General features: G+C 32.7%; 28 protein-coding genes. 11 read left to right on the top strand and 17 right to left on the bottom strand.

Going from position 1 to position 23,701, the window contains the following annotated elements:
* Positions 1 to 24 precede the first annotated feature (24 nt).
* The 14 genes from DK441_RS25280 to DK441_RS26835 form a co-directional block, all read right to left on the bottom strand.
* Positions 25 to 414: a hypothetical protein gene (locus DK441_RS25280; RefSeq protein WP_109853325.1), complete on the bottom strand. Its 390-nt coding sequence runs from the start codon at positions 412 to 414 to the stop codon at positions 25 to 27.
* A complete protein-coding gene (locus DK441_RS25275; protein ID WP_109853324.1) occupies positions 411 to 1,487 on the bottom strand; it encodes a type I restriction endonuclease in 1,077 nt (358 codons plus the stop codon). Before DK441_RS25275 ends, DK441_RS25280 begins: the two co-directional genes overlap by 4 nt.
* A gap of 3 nt (positions 1,488 to 1,490) precedes the next feature.
* Complete coding sequence (locus tag DK441_RS25270; protein WP_109853323.1) at positions 1,491 to 2,027, bottom strand: DUF4236 domain-containing protein; 537 nt, start codon at positions 2,025 to 2,027, stop codon at positions 1,491 to 1,493.
* 6 nt (positions 2,028 to 2,033) lie between these two features.
* A complete protein-coding gene (locus DK441_RS25265) occupies positions 2,034 to 2,960 on the bottom strand; it encodes a hypothetical protein (protein WP_109853322.1) in 927 nt (308 codons plus the stop codon).
* Positions 2,961 to 2,962: 2 nt separating this feature from the next.
* Entirely contained in the window at positions 2,963 to 4,228 is a 1,266-nt protein-coding gene (locus tag DK441_RS25260; protein WP_109853321.1) for a hypothetical protein, read from the bottom strand.
* 6 nt (positions 4,229 to 4,234) lie between these two features.
* A complete protein-coding gene (locus DK441_RS25255; RefSeq protein ID WP_109853320.1) occupies positions 4,235 to 4,639 on the bottom strand; it encodes a hypothetical protein in 405 nt (134 codons plus the stop codon).
* 13 nt (positions 4,640 to 4,652) lie between these two features.
* Positions 4,653 to 5,024, bottom strand: a complete 372-nt coding sequence (locus DK441_RS25250; protein ID WP_109853319.1) for a DUF6804 family protein — start codon at positions 5,022 to 5,024, stop codon at positions 4,653 to 4,655.
* Between the two features lie 16 nt (positions 5,025 to 5,040).
* Entirely contained in the window at positions 5,041 to 5,262 is a 222-nt protein-coding gene (locus tag DK441_RS25245; RefSeq protein WP_109853318.1) for a hypothetical protein, read from the bottom strand.
* 9 nt (positions 5,263 to 5,271) lie between these two features.
* A complete protein-coding gene (locus tag DK441_RS25240) occupies positions 5,272 to 5,478 on the bottom strand; it encodes a hypothetical protein (protein ID WP_109853317.1) in 207 nt (68 codons plus the stop codon).
* 19 nt (positions 5,479 to 5,497) lie between these two features.
* Positions 5,498 to 5,626, bottom strand: coding sequence for a hypothetical protein (locus tag DK441_RS27180; RefSeq protein ID WP_255412329.1), 129 nt, complete (start codon positions 5,624 to 5,626; stop codon positions 5,498 to 5,500).
* A gap of 164 nt (positions 5,627 to 5,790) precedes the next feature.
* Entirely contained in the window at positions 5,791 to 5,973 is a 183-nt protein-coding gene (locus DK441_RS25235) for a YegP family protein (RefSeq protein WP_109853316.1), read from the bottom strand.
* A 106-nt stretch (positions 5,974 to 6,079) separates the two neighbouring features.
* Complete coding sequence (locus tag DK441_RS25230) at positions 6,080 to 6,748, bottom strand: response regulator transcription factor (protein WP_109853315.1); 669 nt, start codon at positions 6,746 to 6,748, stop codon at positions 6,080 to 6,082.
* Between the two features lie 11 nt (positions 6,749 to 6,759).
* Positions 6,760 to 8,700, bottom strand: a complete 1,941-nt coding sequence (locus DK441_RS25225) for a tetratricopeptide repeat-containing sensor histidine kinase (protein ID WP_109853314.1) — start codon at positions 8,698 to 8,700, stop codon at positions 6,760 to 6,762.
* A 93-nt stretch (positions 8,701 to 8,793) separates the two neighbouring features.
* Entirely contained in the window at positions 8,794 to 8,955 is a 162-nt protein-coding gene (locus DK441_RS26835; protein ID WP_160112279.1) for a hypothetical protein, read from the bottom strand.
* 368 nt (positions 8,956 to 9,323) lie between these two features.
* Here DK441_RS26835 and DK441_RS25220 point away from each other — a divergent pair, with 368 nt between their 5' ends.
* From DK441_RS25220 to DK441_RS25205, 4 genes are all read left to right on the top strand, one after another.
* On the top strand, positions 9,324 to 10,112 hold the full coding sequence (locus DK441_RS25220) for a hypothetical protein (protein ID WP_109853313.1): 789 nt from the start codon (positions 9,324 to 9,326) through the stop codon (positions 10,110 to 10,112).
* Between the two features lie 160 nt (positions 10,113 to 10,272).
* Positions 10,273 to 10,539 carry a DUF6671 family protein gene (locus DK441_RS25215; protein WP_109853312.1) on the top strand — a complete coding sequence of 89 codons (267 nt, stop codon included), beginning with the start codon at positions 10,273 to 10,275 and terminating at the stop codon, positions 10,537 to 10,539.
* A 724-nt stretch (positions 10,540 to 11,263) separates the two neighbouring features.
* On the top strand, positions 11,264 to 12,913 hold the full coding sequence (locus DK441_RS25210) for a hypothetical protein (RefSeq protein ID WP_109853311.1): 1,650 nt from the start codon (positions 11,264 to 11,266) through the stop codon (positions 12,911 to 12,913).
* Between the two features lie 339 nt (positions 12,914 to 13,252).
* Positions 13,253 to 13,636: a GIY-YIG nuclease family protein gene (locus tag DK441_RS25205; protein WP_235015833.1), complete on the top strand. Its 384-nt coding sequence runs from the start codon at positions 13,253 to 13,255 to the stop codon at positions 13,634 to 13,636.
* Positions 13,637 to 13,962: 326 nt separating this feature from the next.
* Here DK441_RS25205 and DK441_RS25200 read toward each other — a convergent pair whose 3' ends face one another.
* Both DK441_RS25200 and DK441_RS25195 read right to left on the bottom strand, forming a co-directional pair.
* Complete coding sequence (locus DK441_RS25200) at positions 13,963 to 14,817, bottom strand: CPBP family intramembrane glutamic endopeptidase (protein WP_109853310.1); 855 nt, start codon at positions 14,815 to 14,817, stop codon at positions 13,963 to 13,965.
* Positions 14,818 to 15,234: 417 nt separating this feature from the next.
* Positions 15,235 to 15,801 carry a hypothetical protein gene (locus DK441_RS25195; RefSeq protein WP_109853309.1) on the bottom strand — a complete coding sequence of 189 codons (567 nt, stop codon included), beginning with the start codon at positions 15,799 to 15,801 and terminating at the stop codon, positions 15,235 to 15,237.
* A gap of 446 nt (positions 15,802 to 16,247) precedes the next feature.
* Here DK441_RS25195 and DK441_RS25190 point away from each other — a divergent pair, with 446 nt between their 5' ends.
* Positions 16,248 to 17,513, top strand: coding sequence for a hypothetical protein (locus DK441_RS25190; protein WP_109853308.1), 1,266 nt, complete (start codon positions 16,248 to 16,250; stop codon positions 17,511 to 17,513).
* A gap of 118 nt (positions 17,514 to 17,631) precedes the next feature.
* On the opposite strand, the gene DK441_RS25185 is transcribed toward DK441_RS25190, so the two are convergent.
* Positions 17,632 to 18,987: a hypothetical protein gene (locus DK441_RS25185; RefSeq protein WP_109853307.1), complete on the bottom strand. Its 1,356-nt coding sequence runs from the start codon at positions 18,985 to 18,987 to the stop codon at positions 17,632 to 17,634.
* 238 nt (positions 18,988 to 19,225) lie between these two features.
* Between DK441_RS25185 and DK441_RS25180 the strand changes: the two genes are divergently transcribed.
* The 6 genes from DK441_RS25180 (at position 19,226) to DK441_RS25155 (ending at position 23,636) form a co-directional block, all read left to right on the top strand.
* Positions 19,226 to 19,450 (top strand): (4Fe-4S)-binding protein, encoded by a 225-nt coding sequence (locus DK441_RS25180; protein ID WP_109853306.1) that lies wholly within the window; start codon positions 19,226 to 19,228, stop codon positions 19,448 to 19,450.
* A gap of 537 nt (positions 19,451 to 19,987) precedes the next feature.
* Positions 19,988 to 20,560: a hypothetical protein gene (locus DK441_RS25175; RefSeq protein WP_074406105.1), complete on the top strand. Its 573-nt coding sequence runs from the start codon at positions 19,988 to 19,990 to the stop codon at positions 20,558 to 20,560.
* A gap of 300 nt (positions 20,561 to 20,860) precedes the next feature.
* Positions 20,861 to 21,901, top strand: a complete 1,041-nt coding sequence (locus DK441_RS25170; RefSeq protein WP_109853305.1) for an AraC family transcriptional regulator — start codon at positions 20,861 to 20,863, stop codon at positions 21,899 to 21,901.
* A gap of 88 nt (positions 21,902 to 21,989) precedes the next feature.
* Positions 21,990 to 22,742, top strand: coding sequence for a type 1 glutamine amidotransferase domain-containing protein (locus DK441_RS25165; protein WP_109853304.1), 753 nt, complete (start codon positions 21,990 to 21,992; stop codon positions 22,740 to 22,742).
* A gap of 18 nt (positions 22,743 to 22,760) precedes the next feature.
* The gene (locus DK441_RS25160; RefSeq protein WP_109853303.1) at positions 22,761 to 23,180 is read left to right on the top strand and encodes a nuclear transport factor 2 family protein; all 420 of its coding nucleotides are present in this window, start codon (positions 22,761 to 22,763) and stop codon (positions 23,178 to 23,180) included.
* A 3-nt stretch (positions 23,181 to 23,183) separates the two neighbouring features.
* The gene (locus tag DK441_RS25155) at positions 23,184 to 23,636 is read left to right on the top strand and encodes a DUF4440 domain-containing protein (RefSeq protein WP_109853302.1); all 453 of its coding nucleotides are present in this window, start codon (positions 23,184 to 23,186) and stop codon (positions 23,634 to 23,636) included.
* Positions 23,637 to 23,701 lie beyond the last annotated feature (65 nt).

Raw genomic sequence — 23,701 nt, 5'->3', positions numbered from 1 at the left:
ATAAATTAAATATTTGGTACTTAGTTAATTACACATACTTCTGGCTACGTATGTTTTATTACCATTAGAATTAATATAGTAACATCCACCTCTTGGTCCTCGGTAATAGGTTCTTGTTGTTTTTGGTCGATATTGTTTCTGCCTGGTGGTAGTATTCTTTATAGAGTTTGAATACTTTGTTTGTGTATTATAGTTGACCGATTTTGTAAGGTATTTCTTTTCAGTATTTGATGTTGTAGCGTTACCCAATTTTAAGTCTATTGCATCAATCCGTGCTTGTATTTCACGTACCTGTTGCAATAAATCGTCTTGTTGTTTTATCAGTTCTTCTCTTAGATATAGCGAGGCTTCTACACTTTGAGAATGACATTGATAGGATATGAATAGTAGTAAAGCTATAATTGTTATTTTCATGGTATAGGTGTTTTAATGATTTCCTGTTCATAATGATCTATAGTTTGTAGTAATTGTTCTTCAAAATTATAGATGTCATCTACGGCATGTATCTGCTCCCTTTGAATATCTTTGTTTTGACCAAAAAGACTGATATACTTTTTGTTTCCATCCAGATGGAGTCTGCAAATAGGTTTTCTGTTATTATCATCCAATAGAATTCCGAAATAGGATTGTGTATCCCTATGTACAATTCTATTTATTGATATTTTTCGACGAAGAATAGCTTTTACAATTCGATACCCTTCTAGTTCTTCTTCTGTAGTGATTATTTTGCTAATCTCTTCCTCATGTTCTAACCCTTCTTCCTGTTGTTTTTCTACTTCCTGGCTAAGTGCAGAGTTTAGACGATCACTTACTCGTTCACTAATTGTTTGGTTAAAAGCTTTTTGTACCAATTCTGTAAATTCTTCCATTACACGTTCTGTGAGTCTGCCAGAATATACACGATTAGCAAATAATCGTATAAAATCATAAGAAGGCGTTTGCAATTCTGCATTAATAAGCTTTCTAATTTCTTTAGTATATTTTAAAGAGCTGGCATTATCAACAATTTTATTGATATCAAAATTAGATTTATGAAACTTGGCAATCTCACTAATGGTACTTTCTTTAAGGTGCGTGATATCAAATTCGAGAAATGGTTTTTCATCCATAATATTGGCCTCATCGAGATCTGTATAAAATCGATATTCAATACTATTGGTTAATAGTGCAAATCGTGTTTGAGTAACATGAAAATATCGGGCTAATTGAGAGTTATGTACATTAAGATCTTCTCTCCAATTTTTACATTCTATGATCATAACTGGATGATCATTTTGAAAAATAGCATAATCTACTTTCTCTCCTTTTTTTAGACCCAGATCTGCTGTAAACTCGGGAACCACTTCTGTAGGGTTAAAGCTATCGTATCCTAATAGATTAATAAAGGGTAATACAAAAGCATGTTTGGTAGATTCTTCGTTTTCTATTTTATCTTTTAATTGCTCGATCTTATCGGCAAGGGCTTTAAGTTGGTTGTTTAATTCCATAAGCTAGTTTGATTTTTCCATTAATAATAAGCACATTGATGCTATTTCTGAAATTGATGAGTTATCTAAAGTATTGCCACTCTCTTTGGTTGCTTCATCTATACAGATCACTAAATTTGTTGCTATTAGTTTAACTTCATCTATAGAATTATTTCTTTTATAAATATTTGCACAAAAATCACCACAAGTGGCTAGTTTATTCCTTTCCGAGGCATTTTTCCAATCAATTATTTTAGATTTGTGCAATGTCCCACCTTGGTACCATTTATTTCTTGGTTGTGAAGTTTTATTTTTACAAGAATTAATTGTTAGTAAAAAACTCGTTAGTATTAATGAAATTAGCATTAGCAGACATCCATTATTTTTAGCTTTACTAATAGTTTTTCTGTATGTAATTCCTGAAATTCCAGTCCGTATCGAATACCCTTTTGAACTTAAAGAACCTCTTTTGTTTCTATAGCTTGGAGTGATTCCTGATTTACTGATATGAAACCCAAATCCTTTTCCCAAGTTTATTCGCTTGTTAAATCGTAAACCCATTTTCTTTTATGTTTTTAAAACAAAATTTGTAATCACTTTTTCTATACTAGATGAAATATCTGCTTTTTTGATCTTGTACTTTTTTACTCCCATTTCATCAAACCACTTTGCCCAATACGCTTCTATGACATCTAGCGTATATGGATTTTCATCATTATGACTTGTGATACCGATGACTAGAACTTCTAAATCATGTAACCCCGAGTTAGCTTGTATAAAACCTAAATCTTTCTTTTCCATTTCGTCCTTCCAGTTGGCCTTATTTAATTGTAGCTTTCTTAAACTTTTGGGTGTTAAATATGATGTACGGTTTTTTTCATTCATGATTGTTTTATCATAAAACATATAACCATCAGTTAGGATAACAAGTATGTTTCTGTGGCATTCATCGATAGAATAGTCTTTTATATTGTCTTTAAAAAAACGCCAAATATCTGAGCCTGGATAACCTCCTGAGCTTTCAGCATCATGTTTAGCTAAATCATATAACTCTGAAGGAGTATTTGTATAAAGAGATAAGGTTTCTGTTATTTTTGTTTTGGAAGTTTCTTTAGTAAAAACAGCTTCCAATTTTTCAGCGATTTCATTTATTTTTTCATCTGAAGGCTCGGGATTGAAGAACAATTGCATACGATCCTCAAGCAAAATCAATTTTTTATGCTTTATATGTTCTACAAATGATTTTGACAAACTTGATAAATATGCTGAATCCTTTTGTCTTACTTTAGTTTTTTCAATTCTATCTGATAAATCCAAAAGAATGCTTATGTTAAGATTGTTCTCTTTTTGATCCAATATATGTTTTGGACATTTGCTAATACTAGTAGATGAAATATTAGCTTCTATTGTCTTAGTTTCGTCTTTGATGTCATTCTTACAACAGAACAATAGACATAGTATAGAAATAAGAATTAAAAACTTTATCTGTTTCATGTTTACAATGTTTTAGTATATATTTTGTTTTGGTAGGTATCTGTATCTAATTCTAATCCCTTAATATGTTTTTCATATACATTCTTACATTCCTGTAATAGTGTATCTTTTTCATCGCCTCCCATTCTTAATCCTGCAGATATATATTGTTGCCAGCCTTGAAGATATTCTGTAGAGAGTGCTTTATAATTCATAACAGGGAGTATGCACCCATCAATGATGTTTTGAAGTTCAGATATTCTAATTTTTATTTTAGATATTTCATCTTCTCCTTTTTGAGTTTTACCTCTTAATTTTAAGAGTAGCTTTTCTTTTTCAAAGATTGCGTCCTTTTTCTCTCTGATGAACGATTTAATTTTATCTCTATCTGAGTGTTCTTTCATAACGAAATCAAATACTAAACCCCAAACTATGTAAGACACAAATCCCGCAAAAATGATCAGCCAAAAATCAATACTCTGAAAAGCTATAGATATAGAGAACTCTTCACTATTAAAAGTTTTATTTAGATTATATAGCTTTTCATCTATTAAATATGCCAGAATAGCATCAAATAAAAACGTAATTATAAATAGCGCTGCAATCTTGAATTTGTTAACGATCCCTTTTTCCTCTTGAAACATATGAATTAAGTATCCTAAAGCAAAAAATACAAAAGGAATAAAAAGCACAAAACATAACTCTAGTAGACCTCCTTCATAAGCTTTTGAAAGCGCTTTTGGATCGAACATCCCTTGAAAGAGACTAATACCTGGATCAAACTTTCTAAAGAAGGCAGAAAAAGATGTTGAAATATAAAAAACGAAAAGATACACAGCCAATGGTAGTAAAAAACTTATACCAATCCAGAATTTAGCAGATGCTCTTTTATCTATGTCAACAAAGAATTCTTCTGGATGTATCTTTACTTTTCTACAATCTTGATTTAGTTTTTCGATATCATCATTAACCTTGCTAATATTATTCTCAATTCGTTCTAGCTCTTCTGTTTTATTTAATAAAGCAGTTTTCTTTCCTTTTTGCTCAGTAACATAAGGCTGCTTAAGACGCTCTTGTTCGTTATAATCAGTTTTACACTTGTTTTCAAATTTCTGATATATAGTATCTAATGATATTTGTAAATTATGTGCATTTCCATGACAAGCTTTGGATGTATCATATCCATCATCATGATATGTAAGCTTTTCATTGACTTCAGTTTCTGGTTTTACCACATTCATTTTCCCATTTTGGGAAGTTAATTGAGTGAGTTTTTTTAATAGTCCCATAATAGATTAATCTTTAAGTTCTTCAAGTATTTTTTCTTTAGGTGTATTTGCTTTTGCACTTTCTAATAAATAGTTAGATAACTTGTGGACATTTTCTTCCAGGAAACCAAAGCTTTTAATGTATTTTGTAAGTGCTATTTCTTCATCTTTGCTTATAATTTTATCAGCCCAAATCATTAAGGCAAAGTCATAGAGGTATTCAATTTTTTTCTCTATGGTTTCTGGTATAATTATATCTCCGGCATGCCCAGTTAAAATGGTGTCTAATTCAGCTTTAGAGATTGCTCTTTCCTGAGCAAACTTGTATAATAACTGCATTTCTAAATGGCTGAAATTATCGTCAGACAATGCAATTTGATATAGCCTTAAAAAATGACTTTTTAATTCGGCTGTGATGGTTGTTTCTTCCATAATTGATTAGGTTCTAATAAATTTTATCTCTTTTGAATTCTCTTCGTTTTTTTGTTTCTACTTTTTTTATTTCTTTCTTCGGTTTAGCGAAAAACAGAATTAAAAGAAATAGTATCCCTGAAATAATGTCTATAGGAATCCAATATGGTTTTAGATAAAGGTATACGGGAATTATTGGATTAAATAGAACTGCTATGACAGCAAAAACAATTGCCCAAGTGTTTTTTTTGAATAGTGATATGATTACTAATAGAGATCCCATACAAACTACAATTCTTAATATTGAATAATATTCAATAGGTAGATTCAAAACTGCAGCAAATAATAAACAGGCACATATAAATGATATTATTTTTATGTTGAACTTAACTTGGATTGTTTTCATAGTAAATTATTATTGATTAACAATTACATTCTGATCTATCCACATAGGTTTTGTTGCCATTACTATTATAATAATAACATCCACCTTGTGGTCCTGTATATAATGTATTACCATTATGAGTTCCACATTCCCATTCTGTTCGAGTTTCTATATCATTTTCTGTTTCCTCACTTGAATCACAAGAAATGAAACTTGAAATGCCAATTAAGGCAATAAAAATTATGGTTAGTTTTTTCATAGTTAAAATTTATGAAGTGTGACACTCGTTTGAACAGTGATAACAACCATTCACTTGGTCATAATAATCCTTAGCCTTTCTAACTGCAGATTTACAGCTAGTGTGTTCTCCTAAATAGATTCTATTTTCTACTTTAGGTAACCAGATACATCCTTGTTTGTGGACCTCATGATCACCATTGTTTTGTGCGTTTTTATTTACATAATATTTAGCCATGATTATTTTTTTGAAGTTATTACTTGATTTCTATCGGTTTTTCGGGATAAGGTGTTGGCTTATTAGGAATGGGGGTTGGGTTTGGTTTATTAGGAAAATCTCTTGGAGGTATTCCTTCTGGCCTTCTAGGTTTATTTACATCTGACATATTTCTAAATTTTATAATTAATACACTTCAAACTTACCAACCCTGAAAACCAATCCCTTGTGGTTTTCCACAGAGTCCAAAACTTATTAGAAAAGAAAAGACCTCACAGGTTTTAAAACCTGTGAGGTCTACATATAATAAAGCTTGTTACCCCAATACTTACGCTATGTTAAATCTTCGATATCTGCAATAGGAGCATTAGTCTTTACAGATTCTATTCCATCTTTACAACTTTGCTTAGATGTATAGGTTTCACCAGTAGCTATTACCTGACCATTGCCTGCGTATAAATTAAAATAGTACTCCCCATTACTACTTTTACGAATTTTAAATTTTGGATCTGCCATTTTTAAAAGTTTTTAAATTAATACTACAACAAACTTACTTTGCCCCAAAAAGAATCCCTCGTGGAAAACCACAAGGGATAAAAATGTATGCTTTTATAGGGTTAGTTTATGAAATCAAACCTAATTGATTTACCATATAGATTAATTGTACATTGGTTTTGGCATTAAAATCTTCTCGTAGTTTACGTATTCTGTCTTCTACAGAGCGTCTGCTATTTGGTGAAATATTGTTTTGTGTAAGGTATTGACTAATTTCTTCTTGTTTGTACCCTTGTACTAGTAAGGTTAGTAGTTGTATTTCGTAAGCATCCAGTTGTAAAATATTCTTTTGATGTAAGGCACTTTTAGAAACCGGACAAGTGAATGTCTTATGATTATATACTGCTTGTATAGCCTTATTTAACTCAGATAACCCATATAATCCTTTACAGACATACCCATTAATTTTGTAGTTTTCAAAAAGGGATTTCATAATGGCTGGTTTATCTTCACCCGAAAAAACAATGATTTTAATATCAGGTTGTATTTTTTTGACTTCTTCAATAAGTTGTTTCCCCGATGTGATGTTATGTTCTTTATAATCCAAAGTAAAAGAAAGGTCACTAATCAGGAGTTGGTAGGGAGAATCTTCTTGTAGTGTCCTTTCGATCTTGAGTTTTGTTTTATCACAAAACTGAGCCGTATCTACCTGTGCATTGGTAAATGCATTGACTGAAGAAACAATTCCCAGGTTTTCATTATCGATATCCTCGGCAATAATAATTTTTGTAAACATACCTTGATTGATTAGGAGGTAAAAACAATTTTTGCTTTAAAACCTTGCTTAGGTTCTGATTCAAAAGTAATAGTTCCTTTGATGTCTTTCATGCGGTTTTCCACATTACGAAGTCCGTTTTTAGAAATAAGGTGTGTATCGTTAATACCGATACCATTATCCACGTAGGTAACGACGAGATGTTGTTTTTCCTTAAGAAATTGTACAGACACAAAACTAGCTTTGCTATGCTTCTTCATATTGGTGAGTAATTCTTTAAGTACCCAATATAGTTCTCCCTTTTTATAGGCAGATACAGAAGACCAGAAATCAACATCTACAGTATTGGTAATCACCTTTGTGGTTTGACTGCCGTAAGAGTTTAATAAGGATAATACCTCATCACCGTATTCTTCTCCAGTTTCTACCGTATGATCCCTCGAAATATCTCTCACTTTATGATATACACTATCAAATCCTTTAAGTATCTTTAGTTTATCGGGATCGGTTGTGAAATCCGGATCTTGTTGTAATTGTGTAGCGAGATAAAAGATATCATTCCCAACTTCATCGTGTATCTTTTTAGAGATTCTTTTTTCGGTTGAGTGGCGTTCTTGTATTTTTTCTTTACGATGTTTAGTTTGTAAATAGAAAAGTAAAAAAATAGAGCTTATAAGTATTAATAATCCACTTCCCCCATATATAATATTTTGGGTTATACGTTTTTGATTAACCAGTTCTTTTTCTTTTTGTTCTTTAAATAATTTTTTTTCAAGATTATTGGTGTCATATATCATTGCTGCATATTGATAACCAGATAACTTTTGTGCATTAAGCAAACTATCTTTTAGTTCCAATTCTAAGCGAGTATATTGCATAGATTCATTTGGTAAAGATGTTTTTAAATATTCTATGGCATCTAATCTATCTGTTAAATTATTTTGCGCTACTGTAAGTTTAAAAAGTTTTTTAGCGTATAGAGTAGCTTTAGATGCATTCTTCTTGCTATAAAACCTCATTAAATGTTCATAACTAGCTATTAAACCTGAGACATCCTGTAAACTATCTCTTATATGTAAAGATTCTTGTAATTTACTTTCGATATTTTCATTATAACCAGCAAGCCATTTTGTGTACGTAAAATTGTCTAAAATACGAGCATATTCCTTTTTGTTATTAATTATATCTTTATCGTTAATTAATTTAGAATATTTTTTAATCAAAGCATCAAAATCGCCATTTTTCTGAAGAATTAATAACTCCGTATTTTTTATTACTTTATTTGCTTTAGGAGAACACGAATATTCATAAGCTTTATTAATAAAACTTTTTGCCTTATTGTAATTTGCTTGTTCTTTATACTTAATTGCTAAGTTTAAATAAACAGAAGTAAGACTAACACTATCTTTAATTGGTTCAAGGTATTCTAATGCTTCAACTAATAAACTTTCTGCGAGATTGTAATTACTATCGTCTATTAGAATCCTTGCCATTCGATCTATCTTCTTTCCAGTTTGAGAACTATCTTTTATACTAGCATATATATATTTGGATTTGTCGAAATAATAGAAAGCAGAATCATTAATATTTTTGTTGAGGAAATTTTCCCCAATTTTAAAATAGGCTTTCCCAATATTAGCTGAATCTTTAGCTTTTATAGCAGCTTTAAGCATTTTTTTTGAAACAGGTAAAACACTATCTAGGTATCTCTCATCTTTATATCTATTTTCTTTGAATAAATAGGCTTTAAAGGAAAGAGATTTAATAACTATTGAATCCAAACCTAAAATAGTAGCTTTTTTCTCTGCTTCTGTTAAGTAACAAAGGCGTTCTTTTAATGATCGCTTTTCTTTGCCTAGCTCGAAGTAACGAAAGGGATGATCATTAGGTAACTCTTCTGTATTAGATGGGGCAGGAGAGCTACATCGGATGCATAATAGTAGAAATAGAATAGTTTTGATAAAAGCTTTCAAGAGGATCTAAATTCAAAATTCCTCGTAAATTAAATAAAAAAATTAAGGTCTTATCTATAAAAAAGATAAGACCTCATTATTATTAAGGATTATTTATCCTTCATCTTCTTCAGAGCTTTCTTGGCCTAAATCACCATCTTCTCCCTCAGTAGCTAATTCTTCAATACCGATTTCGTCGGCGATATCTGAAGTGGTACATGAAAATAAAGACATATTAAACAACACGATTCCTAATATTAAAATTGCTTTACGCATAATTTCTGAATTTTAAAATTTGACATAGCGGTTGCTGTCCGAGGTTTGAACCCGGAGGATTATTTGCCAACCAGCAACTCATTTAAATTCAGAAGAGGCCTCTTCTTAGTTTTAGGAAGTAGAGTGGAAATAGGCCGACAGGAAAAGTGAATTGTACTTCCTGGATCAATACGCAGATCCCGTCTTATATTTCCGGTTTTGAATTAGTTTGTATACATTTGTCTTGATAGCTAAATCAATACGTTTTCAAAACTTTTGTAAAGGTATGGCTGTTTTACCCCTCTGATAGTAAGTAATTCGGATCATTCGGATGAATTCGAATTATTAGGATAAATTCGTTTCTAAATTTTAATAAAAAACTGATTGTGATGACGTTTGAAGATTACAAAGGGAAAATATTGGAACATTATGGTTCTATCAAAAATGATTCTAATCACCAATTAAATAGATTTTGTAATAACATCACTCCTGGGAAAATTAAGAGCGCCAGTAAAATTATTTTAGAAACTCAAAATAGTAAACAAGATATTCATACTTTATCATCTTATTTCAAAATTCCTATTAATAGAGATTTTTTGAAGTTTTTAGATTCTGTTGATGCAGATAAACTTATTCCGGTAAAACAGTTTCTTAACCAAATAACTAAAGAACCAAGGGAGGAAGTAGTAGAATTTTCTTCTTGGTTATTGAACTTTAATCCAAGACCGTATTCAAAATTTAGAAAAAATAAAGGTAAAATTATAGACCCTCCAGAAGGAGAATCAGGAGGTGGTTTTCCACCAAAACCTAGAATTCCTTGGAAAAAAATTGTAATTACCGTTAGTTTTATTTCTTCGTTTGCTGTTATTCTATATTTTGTAATTGATCGGCAACGAAAAGAATGTATGATCTGGTCAGAAGATCATTATGAGTTAGTAGAATGTGGAAAAACTTCCTCTCTGGATATTGCACTAAATAAAGATTTGTTAGAGAATTTTAGAAAAATTGAACCAGATACCACAATGACGTTTTTTAAAGATGGAAAAGCTCTATTTTGGTATGACAAGACAGTAGGAATTGAATTTTTTACAATGCCAGGCACGCATCCAACTAATGGCAAAACATTAAAACCTGTTAGTCAAACTATTGTTCGTAAATATATATATGGAGAAGAATAATCGTATATCGTACTTTCATATTCATAAAAAAACCAAGAGTTACGCAGAAATTAGATGTGCTGCAGCCAAAGAAGATAAAGAAGTAAATATTTATTAATGCAAGAAACACACAAAGAGAAATTTCGGGAAATGATCATAGATACCTTTGGAACAAAATAATATGGAAGAAAATTTGGGTAGCTTTTTGATATACATAATTATGTTGTCTATTATAATTTATGCTTTGGTGCAAGAATATAGATCAAGTAGATGCCCAAAATGTAAAGCAGACTATTTTAATATAGCGAGAACAAAAGAAGACTATTTGGGTGAAGATTTTGCTAACCCTGAAAAACGTATTTTTCGTAATTATTATAGCTGTGAGAAATGCAATCACGAATGGATAAAAGATATATACCGTTCTAAAAGTGGTGAAAACTATTATTAACAAAAACTGTTAAAAAATAACCATCTACCGTATAAAATAGGCTAAACCCCACTTATATAAGTGGGGGTGGGTACTTATAGTAGTGGGTAGGTTAAGGGTATATAGGCTATAGGGGGTACTTATGGTAGTGGGTATGACTGCCCGTAACCCTGGCCAGGGGTACTTCGATTCCTGGGTGGGGGTACTTCAAACAGAGGCAGCACTTGTGTTCAACAGAGATGTGGCCTCTGTTTTATACAGGACACACCTGTGTTTGCACAAGGGGATGGGTACTTCTGCAGTGGGGGGAGGGTACTTCGTAAGTACCCTATCGTCCTAAAAAAAGTTTACATATTTTAGATTAATCCTAGAATAACTTTACCATTTTTAGTTCGTCCTGATATTGGTTTACAATACTGAGATATTTGGGTGATAATGCTCTGGTTTCAAAAAATAAAACTCATAGTAAGAGAGTTTCGAATACAAAAAACGTTCTTTTATCTTCAATATTTTGGTATAGTGTATACCGAAATCTAGTTATTTTTTCTCTTCTAGATCAACATCTTAAAATTTTGTTAGTACTTGTGAATATTTATGTATATTTAATCAAAATAAACCTAAATAAATTTTATCCTATGTAACAATTTTACCTTTTATTACAAAAATATTCTTCTCTTAACGTATTCCTTCTTTTTATATCCCACCTTGAAAAGAAGTAATTTATTAATCATCTAAATTTTAAAAAATGAAAAGATTTTTTACCAGCTTTTTATTGATTTTTTCTATCTCAGTTTTTGCTCAAAAATATACAGTCGATACAGATCTTATTGATCAGTTTACAGACAGTGATAAGATACATATCATCCTATCAGCCAGTATCGATGCAGATGGTTTTCATACCATAGAGTTGGATTGTGATTGTGCAGATACACAAACGTTTAAACTAAAACCATTAACTTATCCAAACTTTGAAGTAAGGGTAAAGCAAGCGATTAAAACAATCATTACTTCTACCAAGGATAATAACGATGTTCCTTTGGTTCCCAAAGATGTAACGAATACCGATTTGGTTCGTAATCGAATTACACAACTTTTTGCACGGATTGTTACGTTTTACAATACCGAAGAAGAACGCCCCCAAGTAGCTACGATCAAATTAAAAAATGAAGAGATTCCTGTATATTATAATACCGATGTAAAGAGTATACGAAAAATTCCCCTTGATGACCCTTTAAAAAATATAGAGGTCGAGATTTCATTCTTTGGCGGGTTTATAGAAAAGATACAGGTAAATGGCAGTATGGGAGAAGAGAATTACTCATTCAATAACAAATACTCCATCGGGATCAGTTCTACCAAAAATATTCAACAACTGTCGGATTATGTTTTGTATTCTAATGAAAAAATATATAGAGACACTTCAGATACTAATGCTATAAAACTACTTCATGAAGATCAGTATCAATATGAAAAAACAGAGAAAAAGAGCCTATTTATCCAGGTAGATGATGTGATTCGTTATATCAAAAAAGTAGATGTTAATGCCAATGATATTAGTCCCGTACCTCAAACTATTGTTCTGGATAAAAGTAAAAAAGAATCGAAACTCTACAGGGAAGAATCTTCTAAGTTATTTGAAGCGGTTGCCTATACCGATCTCATTGGGTTGTTTGATGAGGAAAACCCTAATGGATTGGTACAATTAGAAGTCAAAAAACGATTTAACCTGAATACACGTAGGTATGACAGGCCTTGGTATTATGGTATTATTCCGCCTTTTTTGTTGTTTGAAGGGGCAGGAGTGTTTCAGAATGCAGATGTATTCTTTCAATATTCTAAGATTGAAGAAAATAATAAATTTTTGTTACCTCAGACAGTTGGTAGCGAAACGTTTTATACCCCGATTTCGTTACTACAGTATAGAAATTTTGCAGTTGGGGGTATTCTGAATTTAATGACATTTGAGAATCAAAACTCTAAAATCAATATGTTTTTTAATGCAGGAGCTTTGTATGGTAGAACAGGTGTAAAGTTAGATGCAGCAGATGAAGAAGGAGTGTTTTATAACAACCTCGAGATCCCTTTTGAGGCTTCGATACAACTTTTACCCGAGAAAAGAGTAAGCTTTTCATTTACAGATCGTCTTTCCTGGTTCGAAACCTTTAGTGAAGATATTGCAATCCGATCTATAGAAAATAGTGAAGTAGTTTCAAAAAACAGATGGCTTAATAGTTTTAATATAGACTTACTGGTCGATATATCTACCACAGGAAAATTATTTCTGAGATATAAACTTATCCATGAATTAGATAATATAAATAATAACTTCTCACAACTTCAATTTGGGTATAGTTTCTATATTCTTAAAAATAACGGAGTAAAAGGCAAAAAATAAATAACTATTAGATGTTAAGAGGCCTAAAAAGTCATTATATTTTGATTTGTCAGGTCGAGCTTGTCGAAACCCATATTGATTACCAGTAAGATAAAAATATTTCGACAGGCTCAATATGACATTGGACTTACTTTTTAGATCTCTTTTTTATGTTGAAATAACACAAAATAACAAACAGGTTTACATATTTTAACACTAAACCGTGATCTTATTATAACGTGATCTTATTATAATAAGTGTCGTTTTATTAAAAACTAGTATACATTACTACTTTTAGTTCGTCCTGTTATGGGTTTACAATACTGAGATTTTTGTACGATGATGCTCTGGTTTCAAAAAATGAAACTCGTATGCGCTACTATTGTAAAAACAAAACTTTATATGAATGGGTATATGTATATTTTAGAATGTAGTGATGGGAGTTACTACACAGGCAGTACAAAATATTTGGAGAGAAGAATACAACAACATCAAAAAGGAGAAGGAGCTAACCATACCAAAAAAAGATTACCGGTAAAACTATTGTATTATGAGCACTATGATCGTATCGATACCGCGTTCTACAGAGAAAAACAAGTACAAGGTTGGTCGAGAGCAAAGAAAGAAGCATTAATGAGAGGGGAGTTGGAAACATTACCAGGATTATCTATCGCGTATCGTGATAAAGATGGGGCTTCGAGAACCTCAGCCCCCGATGATATCTCAGACTTTAATGATAAATAGAACTCCGAACCCTGAGGCACTCGAAGGGTGAGATTGCTGAATGTAAAAATGATACACATTGGCTTGAAAGGTATTCGGGCTTCGACTCCGTGTTTCCTGAGCTAAGCCGAAGGACTCAGCCCTCGAACGAGACCGAACCCTGAGCGTAGTCGAAGGGTGAGTACGTATCGTGATAAAGATGGGACTTCGAGAACCTCAGCCCCCGATGATATCTCGGACTTTAATGATAAATTGAACTCCGAACCCTGAGCGTAGTCGAAGGGTGAGTACGTATCGGAATAAAGATGGGGCTTCGAGAACCTCAACCTCCCATGATATCTCGGACTTTAATGATAAATTGAACTCGAACCCTGAGGCACTCGAAGGGTAAGATACCTAAGTATAACCATAAACACATAAATCAATCCGGTAAACATAAGGTTAAAAACAACGATATCAATCCCTTTTGTCGTTGTGGGTTGAAAAATCATAGTACTTGCTGTAAGAGACATATGCATAAGAATTATTATAAACAAACTTTGGGTGTGATCATATACCCAGACCATCAAAATTCTAAAAGCTGGTAAATGTGTAACGAGTTTTATGATCAGTAATATTGCTAATGGAACATCTCCGTTGGGATCACTGTCCATAAAAAGAGGCAAATGCCATATTCCCCATATCACACCAACGATTAACCCTGTAGTGAGTATATTGAAATGTAGTCTCATTTTTGGTACAGCAAATCCTGTCCAGCCAATTTCTTCAAAAAAACCGGCTACGATGCCACCTAGAATTCCTCCAAGAATTAAAAAGAGAAGATCATCGGTAGAAAGAAGGATAGGAGAAAATTTAGAAGAAAAGGAAGAGAGTAGTATATAGGTAAGCCCAAAAAGTAGCGGAGCAGAAAAAAGAGCTATGGCATACCATCGGGTACCTACTTTCCATTTTCCCATTCTGGTTTTTAGTTGTTTAAAACTGGCTTTACCATTTTCAAAGTAGTTAACTAGTAACCCTGCTATAAAAGGCCCAGCACACATAGCCAAAAATAGTAATGGAATTTGACTATCCGGTACTTCTTTCTTTCCGGTAAATCCGTCAATACCCATAATAAAAACTAGGCCCGTCCACGAAATCAAAAAAGTGAGTACAAAGTATATCAACAAAAGATTTTTTGCACGTATACCTAAGCTGTTTTTCATGCTATATCATAGTTTTGTTTGAATCTTTTAGTACAACCTATTCTCGATACAATTTTTCTCCATTTTAATACGAAAAATCACTCGAATTGACGGTTTTTATCGTATATCCAAATATTAATCGAACTGTGGTTTATAGTACTAAAATAATGAATCTTTTGGTATGATTTTAACTTTTAGAAGTGTGTTTTGTCATAATGAACCCTCGGCCCAAATACCAATACAACAACGAATCCCGAACTCTGAGCGTAGTCGAAGGGTGAGCTGTCACACTGAGCCCTTTGGTAAACTCAGGACAGGCCTGTCGAAGTGTCGAAGGGTGAGCATAAAACATACCTCTATAAAATAAAAGAACCCTATACATCAAACAGATATATAGGGCTTGTCATGTGTTGTTTTATAGCAAGATCAAGATGAATCTTAGTTACCAAGAATAACAGTATACGTGATATTAGCTACTTTCCAACCTCTTCCGCAACCATTAGATGCATTAGCACTTACCAGTGCTATTTTATTAGGAGCTATTCGCTGTGCGATATCTGCCACATGAGAGTCGAATTGATATTGATACTGATCCATGTTTATATCTCCGTCTCCATCGATATAATATGAATAGTTATAGGTAAACTGTCTGGATTGAATAGGGATGATCAATGTTCCTTTGCTAAAAGAAATACAGTTAGAAAGATTTACATATTCTTCGATCTCTGCCACGGCATCACTACCGCATCCGATATCACTATCTAATGTACATCCAAACCTTTTGGCAGTTGCCTGATTGTTTTGATGTATCAGTTTTTCTACTAATTGTGGCATCGTAGGATTGTTTGATACATCTTTTTCGCTTACAAACTGTTTTGAAGCATCTTGAACAGTTGCATTTTGTACCTCTTGTGCTTCGGGAGCATCAAGACCATCGTTTTGACATGCTATAAAAGTAACGGAGATAAAAGCAAACAGGCCTAATTTTAAAATGGATTTTTTCATTGTGTAAGATTTTAAGAATTTGGTTAATGATGATCCAAAACTATTTAAAAAACAGCTGAGTTAGTTATTGCTTTTTAATTGTTTACACAAACATAAAATCGAAGTATAAACCGTAAATAAATAATAATTTTCACTTTTTGGTAGTGTGGAAATTATTGGTTTCTCAACACTACTATAGGTTGTTGTGTTTACATGGAAGCGTTGATTCAACAAGAGGTATGTAACATACATCTTTATTAGGTTTAGAAAGGATGTTGATAACATTTTTTATGGTAAAAGGATTTCAGCTATGTATTTCCTGAGCCAAACCGAAAGAACTTGCCCTCGAAGGAAACCGAACCCAGAGATGTGGTTGTTACCTTTATTTTATCACGGTAAACAGGGGAGGTAGTGGATGTAATAAGTGATATATTTGTAATGCATACCAATGATATACCATACATGTTATGAAAAACACACTTACCTGTATCATACTACTCATCACTTTTTTTTCTGATGCCCAGGAAATAAAGGTGCTCACGCCAACACGTATCGAAGTACTGGACTTGAATACTACAGATGAAAAGGAATTTAACAGAAACAGAAAAGCTTGTGAAGCCATTTGGGAACGCATGTCAAAAGGACTAAAAAAAGAAGACCTCACCCAGGAAGAGAAAGCAGAATTAGATAAGATGGTTGATGAAACAATGACTAATTATTGGGATATTGAAGGCCAGGGGTGTAGTTGGTATTGTGGTGGTGGGTCGTTTAAAGAAACGGCATCATCACATTTGGCGGATCAGGGTAATATAAATTATCGCGCAGAAAATGCAATGGATCTTAACTATAAAAACGTATGGGCAGAAGGAGTGCCGGGATATGGAGTAGGAGAGTATCTCGAATATAGTTTTTACCAGGGAAGGCCGCGTATAACAGAAATTATCGTTGTAAATGGACATGTGAAAAGTGAAACTGCCTGGCGAAATAATAGTCGCGTGAAAAAACTTAAAGTGTATATTAAAGACCGACCCTATGCCATTCTAAATCTTACTGATCAGCGGGCTGCACAACATTTTAAAGTAGCTCCGATAGGTAAATTAGATAAAAGCATAGATTATATTACTTCAAAAAGTTTACCACCCTGGACCATGAAATTCGAGATTATGGAGGTATATCCGGGAGATAAATATGAGGATACGGTACTTTCTGAAATTTATTTTGATGGGATCGACGTACACTGTTTTGCCAAAGGGACTTTGATCACTATGGCAGATCATACTCAAAAACCAATAGAAGAGATACTGCCGGGAGAGCAAGTGCTTTCTTATCATCAAGCTAGAGATAGCTATATTGCTGCGACCATTCAAGAACTGGCAAGTCCGATGCATGATACTTTGATTACTCTTTGGTTATCTGATGGTTCGACGATTACCTGTACCCGCGATCATCCACTTTTATCTTCTTCTGGAGATTGGTTGTCTTATTCTCCCGAGAAAACACAGATGGCATATCGGTTTGATGATGTTAAACAACTTCAAAAAGGGAGTATAATACGCACCATTTCTGGTGCGGTGAAAATTGTAAATATCAAAGAAATTGATACGGCACAACAAACCTACACTATCGTAAAGCTGGATAATGCCAACACTTTTATAGCTAATAATATTGTAGTTGGTACCGAAGAGTTACATATGCTTAGAAAATGTGATACACATCAAGTGGTAACCAAATAAATTGATCTTTTAACCTGAGTTCGACCTAAACTTAAATGTTATAAAAAGCGTCAATTCGAGTGGTTTTTAAGAATAAAATGGAAAAAAACTGTATCGAGAATAGCTTTTTTAGATCTATTTATTGGCAGGCATACCATTGTGCAATAGTATTTTGTGCTGGTTTGTAGCGTGGTGAAAAATCCAGGCTTGTAGGTGCACTATCGATAGAAGTTCTGGTGTCCCATTGCCAGATATACATACCCGAAAACCATTCTTTATCCCATAATGATTCAAATAAAGCTTGGTATGCAAGCTGTTGGGTACGATCAGATTTTTTCTGATATAGGATACCAAAGAGAGATTGCCACTCCCAGGGTTGTATTGCAGCAGAAGCTTCACTTTTATAGCCTACTTCTGTAAATAGAATTGGTTTTTGGTGGGCTTGAGATAAGGTTTCTAAGGTCGTGATATGTGTATTCCAGCCCTTTTTAAGAGTAACCAGATCGGGATTAGACTTCTTAGTGAGTGGAAAATAAGCCTGTATACCAATATAATCTAATTCTTTCCAGAAATCGACATGTTTAAATTCTCCGTCCCAATTGGCGGCATACGTAAGCTTGCCATGATATATAGTCTTGATTTCCTGTACCAGGGCTTTCCATCGATCTGGCTGATGTTGTACTGATGATCGTAACTCGGTCCCTACGCAGAATAGTTTAACCCCTGTTTTTTGAGCCATGTGTGCATAATGGATCATATTACTACGATAAGAGTCAAACCAGGTATCCCAGTCGGTGGCAGATGGTAACGAAATATCAGAGCGCCAGCCCTCGCCCATCCATAAATGTGGTTTTAGGTGTACATAAACTCCCTTTGCTTGCAGTTGTGCAATACTGTTGATAAAAACAGAATCTCTGCTAGACCATTGCCCAATAGCTTTTGGAGTATTCATTTGTATGGTATGTTGATCTTTCTGATATAAAAAAGGAATAACAGCTACCCACTCTATATTGTTTTTTACCAGTGTAGCAATAGACTTTTTGTTATGAGAACCCCAACCAAATACACTCATTCCGCGATGTTTCCCATCGGTTTTATAAAGATCATTTGTCGTATCATTAGTATTTTCAATAGAATAATCCCATTGATAGGAAAACTCTTCTGTACTATTAGCATGTACAATAGCTTTGTAGACGCCAAAGAGGATAAAAAAAGGAATAACTACCCTAAATATCGCTTGTTTCCCCATAATAATAAAACCTTTACGACGATAAATTCTTATGAAATATCGAATGAGTAGGAACAATACATAAAAAATGAGAAATGTAATATGAACACCAATTAAAAATGTAGTATTCGGAAGCAGTTCTATTATGGTTTGAACCGATTTTTTAAAACTAATATCTGCTCGTAATGATAGTGAAAGGAATAATAATACAATCAACATCCAGGTACTTACATATACCTTAGCAGCAGTAAAGAATTCCTTTTTCATTTCTAAATATATCTAAAAACTATTACCTATTAGAGGAGTATTGTCTAAAAACGTTACATCATGAATCTATAACCGGTCTAAGAAACGAAGCCTGAAAGAGCCTAATAAAATAGTGTATATTGATTAATTATCGAATATGATTCGGATTTACTGAGAAAACCATTCGGTTTTATATTGTATTTAAAAGGAAGCTATATCTTTAAATAGTAGTATAATCCACACTTTAAATCATTATATCATGGCAAACGAGATTAGAAAAGAATACACCAACGGAGAGATTACAGTAGTTTGGAAACCTGGAAAATGTACCCATGCAGGTGTTTGTGTAAAGACCTTACCAAAGGTGTACCAACCTAAGGAAAAACCATGGATCCGACCAGAGATGGCTACTTCTGAAGCATTAAAAGACCAGATCGGAAAATGCCCTTCTGGAGCCTTGACATTTTATGAAAATGCAAAGTAGTTATATCTTGGGGTAATAAGGTACATGCCAGTAAAAAAGCATCTTGTTCTGTAACAAGATGCTTTTTTAGAATCAAGCTAATTCAAAAATATGAGTCCCTGCAACAGGACTTCTCTTTACTTCTCGTTTGATAAGCTTATCAAAAGCCAATTGACTATTATGTTCACTTTATCATTTTAAAGATCTAAACTCATCGATCAAAGTTAGCATACAAACAGTACTCATAAAAGAGTGTAATGCCTACTATAGACAGGTTGAATCCCCCTTTTTTACTATATGATTATGATATCTTGACACACTTAGGATAACAAGGACTATTGATTTAAAAAGCTATTCTCGATAGTTCTGCTGAGCTTGCCGTAGTACATTTTGTCTTCATTTTATTACGACAAAATACTCGAATTGACGCTTTTTTTACAATGTTCTTCCCAAATACATGGGGGTATAAGAGCAAAAAAATGGCTTAGTGAAAAGATGTTAAAAACTTGTTTTTACTTTCTGCAAAAAATGTGATTTCTTTGCCACCGGGAAAAAAACATGCATTTGGAACATCAGGAAAAAGAACACGTTAAGGTATACACGCGTTATAACTTCTTTAATAAAACGTATTGTGTATTCAGAGGAGCTTCGCTACGCGAAATCACAAGAAGAAAACCAAATTACAGAAGTGAGTCGGGGAGTACTTATTATTATACAAAACATGGAGTATATAGAATGTCTAACCATTGGGGTAGAGCTGCAAAGTGCCAATGGAGATTAGTATCTGATTTCCCTCCAGAAATTGACGACTTACGATTAGGATATGCAGATTGGGTGGATTTTAGAGAAAACCTGGATCCCGATGTAGATGCATACTACATTTCGGTTGATTTTGAAACCAAAAAGGTAAGCTATATGCATAAGGATAATCCTGATTATGATCAGGTTGCCGTGTTACGTTCTGCAGATGCAACCCGAAAGCTTATCAAGCAAATCAAAAACCTTCTCGAAACCTACAAGTGGGCCAAATATTATGATTATGATGATCTGGATGAATTTCGTGAAGAAGTAATCACCAGGTTGATTAATAGCAACATCTCCTTAAATGAATTAAGACGTGAGTTGGTGTAGTTTAATCAACTACAGTATAAGCCAGATAAAATAGTAAAGTAAATAATGTGAGTTCGACGTAAGAAAATTTACTTGTCTTCGATACAATTTTCTACCGAAAATTACTCTGACTGACGTAAATTTTCAAGTCAATGCCTTTTGATGGCTTTTTTAAACTAAATCCTTACATCGAATTCATGTTGAATATGTAATTCCTGGGGTTATCAAAGAATAGTAAGACTCAGGTAATGTCTCTGGAATGGAAATGAAAATTATAAACCATTTTTAAATATTTGCTATATATTTACTTTTTATATTTTCATGGATTTAGAGCGTCAATTATTATTTCTCTTTAGTGCACTAGGAGCGTTAAATGGTTTTTTATTAAGTTTTTATTTTGCTTTCTTTTCTAAAAAGAGAGGACTGTCTAATTATTTCCTATCGGCACTTTTATTTGTATTAAGTGTACGAATACTAAAATCTGTTTTCTTTTATTTTAATCCAGAATTATCAGAAGTATTTATTCAAATAGGGCTTTCGGCTTGTGTTCTAATAGGTCCTTTTTTGTACCTATATGCCAAAAGTCTGATAGTTGAGCATGAACGTAATGGTCGGTGGCTATTACATATTATTCCTGCTCTGGGATTGGTCATTGTATTAAGCATTATATATCCATATTGGGAACATAAAAGATTATGGGCTGGATTCTTTGTCAAAATCATTTATTTACAATGGCTTTTGTATATCGTATTTACAGCGATTCAATTAAAATCGGTTTTTAATACATTGTTTTCCAAAGAACATAAAATCAAACAAATAGAAATTTGGGTGTTAAGTGTATTTGGCGGAGTATCTATTATCTGGATGGGTTATAATATCGGATCTTATACATCGTACATTGTAGGTGCACTTTCGTTTTCGTTTGTATTTTTCCTTTTCATTTTATTTTGGGTATTGAAAAGAAATAAAACGTCTTTGTTTTTTGAAGAAACGATTAAATATGCTGATAAAAAGATTGATCTTGATGAAGCAAGTGAGTTTCAAATCAAATTAGATAGGATGATTAAAGAAAAGGAGCTATTTAAAAATCCAGATTTAAAACTTGCAGATGTTTCTAAACAACTACATGTTTTACCACACTATTTATCTCAATTTCTAAATGACAATCTAGGCAAAAGCTTCCCTTTATTTATTAATGAATATCGAATCCAAGAAGCTAAACAACTTTTGATTAATGAAGACAATTACACTACAGAAGCTGTTGGTTATGAATGTGGGTTTAATTCGAAATCAACATTTTACACTACCTTTAAAAAGATAGTGGGTAAAACTCCTGCGGCCTATAAAAAAGAAGTAGCATAGTTCTAATTTATAAATCAGTACTTCTGATTTATAATATATAAACCTATACAGGTAATGATTTTTCAAATTTGCTGAAAATTAATTCAGTATGAGAAATTGTATAATACCATTTTTGATGATTTTTCTTTTTTTGGGGTGTTCGGCTTCTTCAAAAGATAAGATTTTGTTTGTTACCTCTAATCAACGCACCTACGGTAATACAGATCTGAAAACTGCAAATCATTTTGCAGAAATCGTTTTGGCCTATGATGTATTTATAAAATCGGGTTATCAGGTTGATTTTGTAAGCCCAGAAGGTGGCGAAATTCCGATAGGGTATATAAATACTTCAGATCCTATTCAAAAAAAATATTTAGACGACAAAGATTTTATGAATTTATTTAAAAATACGTACTCACCAGAAGCTATTGATGCAAAAAACTATAAAGCAGTCTATTATAGTGGTGGTGGGGCTGCTATGTTTGGAGTTCCTGAGAATAAAGCTATACAGGGTATTTCAAGGAAAATTTATGAGAATACAGGAATTGTATCAGCCATTTGTCACGGAACCGCAGGAATCGTAAATTTAAAGCTTACAAATGGAAAATATCTGTATGAAGAAAAAAAGGTAAATGGTTTTGCCGATGCTTTTGAAAATAAAAACAAAGCGTATTATAAAACTTTTCCCTTTTCTATTGAAGAGGCTATTACTAAAAATGGTGGAAATTTCATCTATTCTAAAAAGGGGTGGGATAATCATTATATAGTTGATGGCAGATTAATTACCGGACAAGACCCAACAGCATCTGTATCGGTAGCAAAACAAGTTGTAGGAATGCTTCAGAAAACAAATCATAAATAACTTAAAATAAATAAACAGATGAGAACAATACTTTATATCCTACTCGTATGCATTAGTACTTCTTCATTAACTTTTGCTCAGGAATCTGATAAAACACTTGTAGAAAAGACCGTTACGTATTACCTGGATGGTGGTACAAACAATGATTTTGAAACCTTAAAAAAAGCATTTCATACCAATGCTACGATGAAATTTATTTCAAAAGACGGGTACAAAGAGGTTAATGCTTTAGAATTCTTTAAAAAAGTAATGAAACCCGGACCAAAACAAAACCGAAAAACAAAGATTACATCTATAGATATCACAGGAAATGCAGCCCAGGCAAAACTTGAAATTGAATATGAAACCTTTGCATTTATTGATTATATGAATTTATTAAAAGTAGATGGAGAATGGAAAGTAGTGAGTAAAATATTCTATAGAAAGCAAAAGAACTAAAAAATGAAATCATTTTTATCAATCTTATTTCTCATGTTAATTGGCAGCCAGGCAATTGGACAAAACTATATCGGAGAAAAAGCGGAGATCAACCAAATACTAGAAAATGGCAAAAACTTTTCTAAATACGTAAATACTTCAAACTATAAAATGATTGGTGAGTCATATACTGAAGATGCCAAAATATTCCCTAATAATTTAAAAATTCTTGAAGGAACCGAAGATATATTGGGGTATTGGAGACTTCCGGAAGGTATAAAAATCATTAATCATAAAATAGATCCTATCGAAATTAAAATCATCGGTAATGAAGCATATGATTATGGTACCTATCAAGGCACTACAAAAAAAGCTGACGGAGAAGAAATTACCTGGAAAGGTAAATATGTAATCGTCTGGAAAAAAGTAGGAGCTAACTGGAAAATATATTTAGATATATGGAACTCTATTAAATGACTTTTGTGTTTTGATAATGACAGTTTCTGTTTAGTAGGGTTTTACTGTCAATTTGATATATAATT

The sequence above is a fragment of the Aquimarina sp. AU58 genome, from assembly GCF_900312745.1.
GTDB lineage: Bacteria > Bacteroidota > Bacteroidia > Flavobacteriales > Flavobacteriaceae > Aquimarina > Aquimarina spinulae.
Note: the sequence above shows the minus strand (reverse complement) of the source record. Positions and strands in the feature narration are given on the sequence as shown.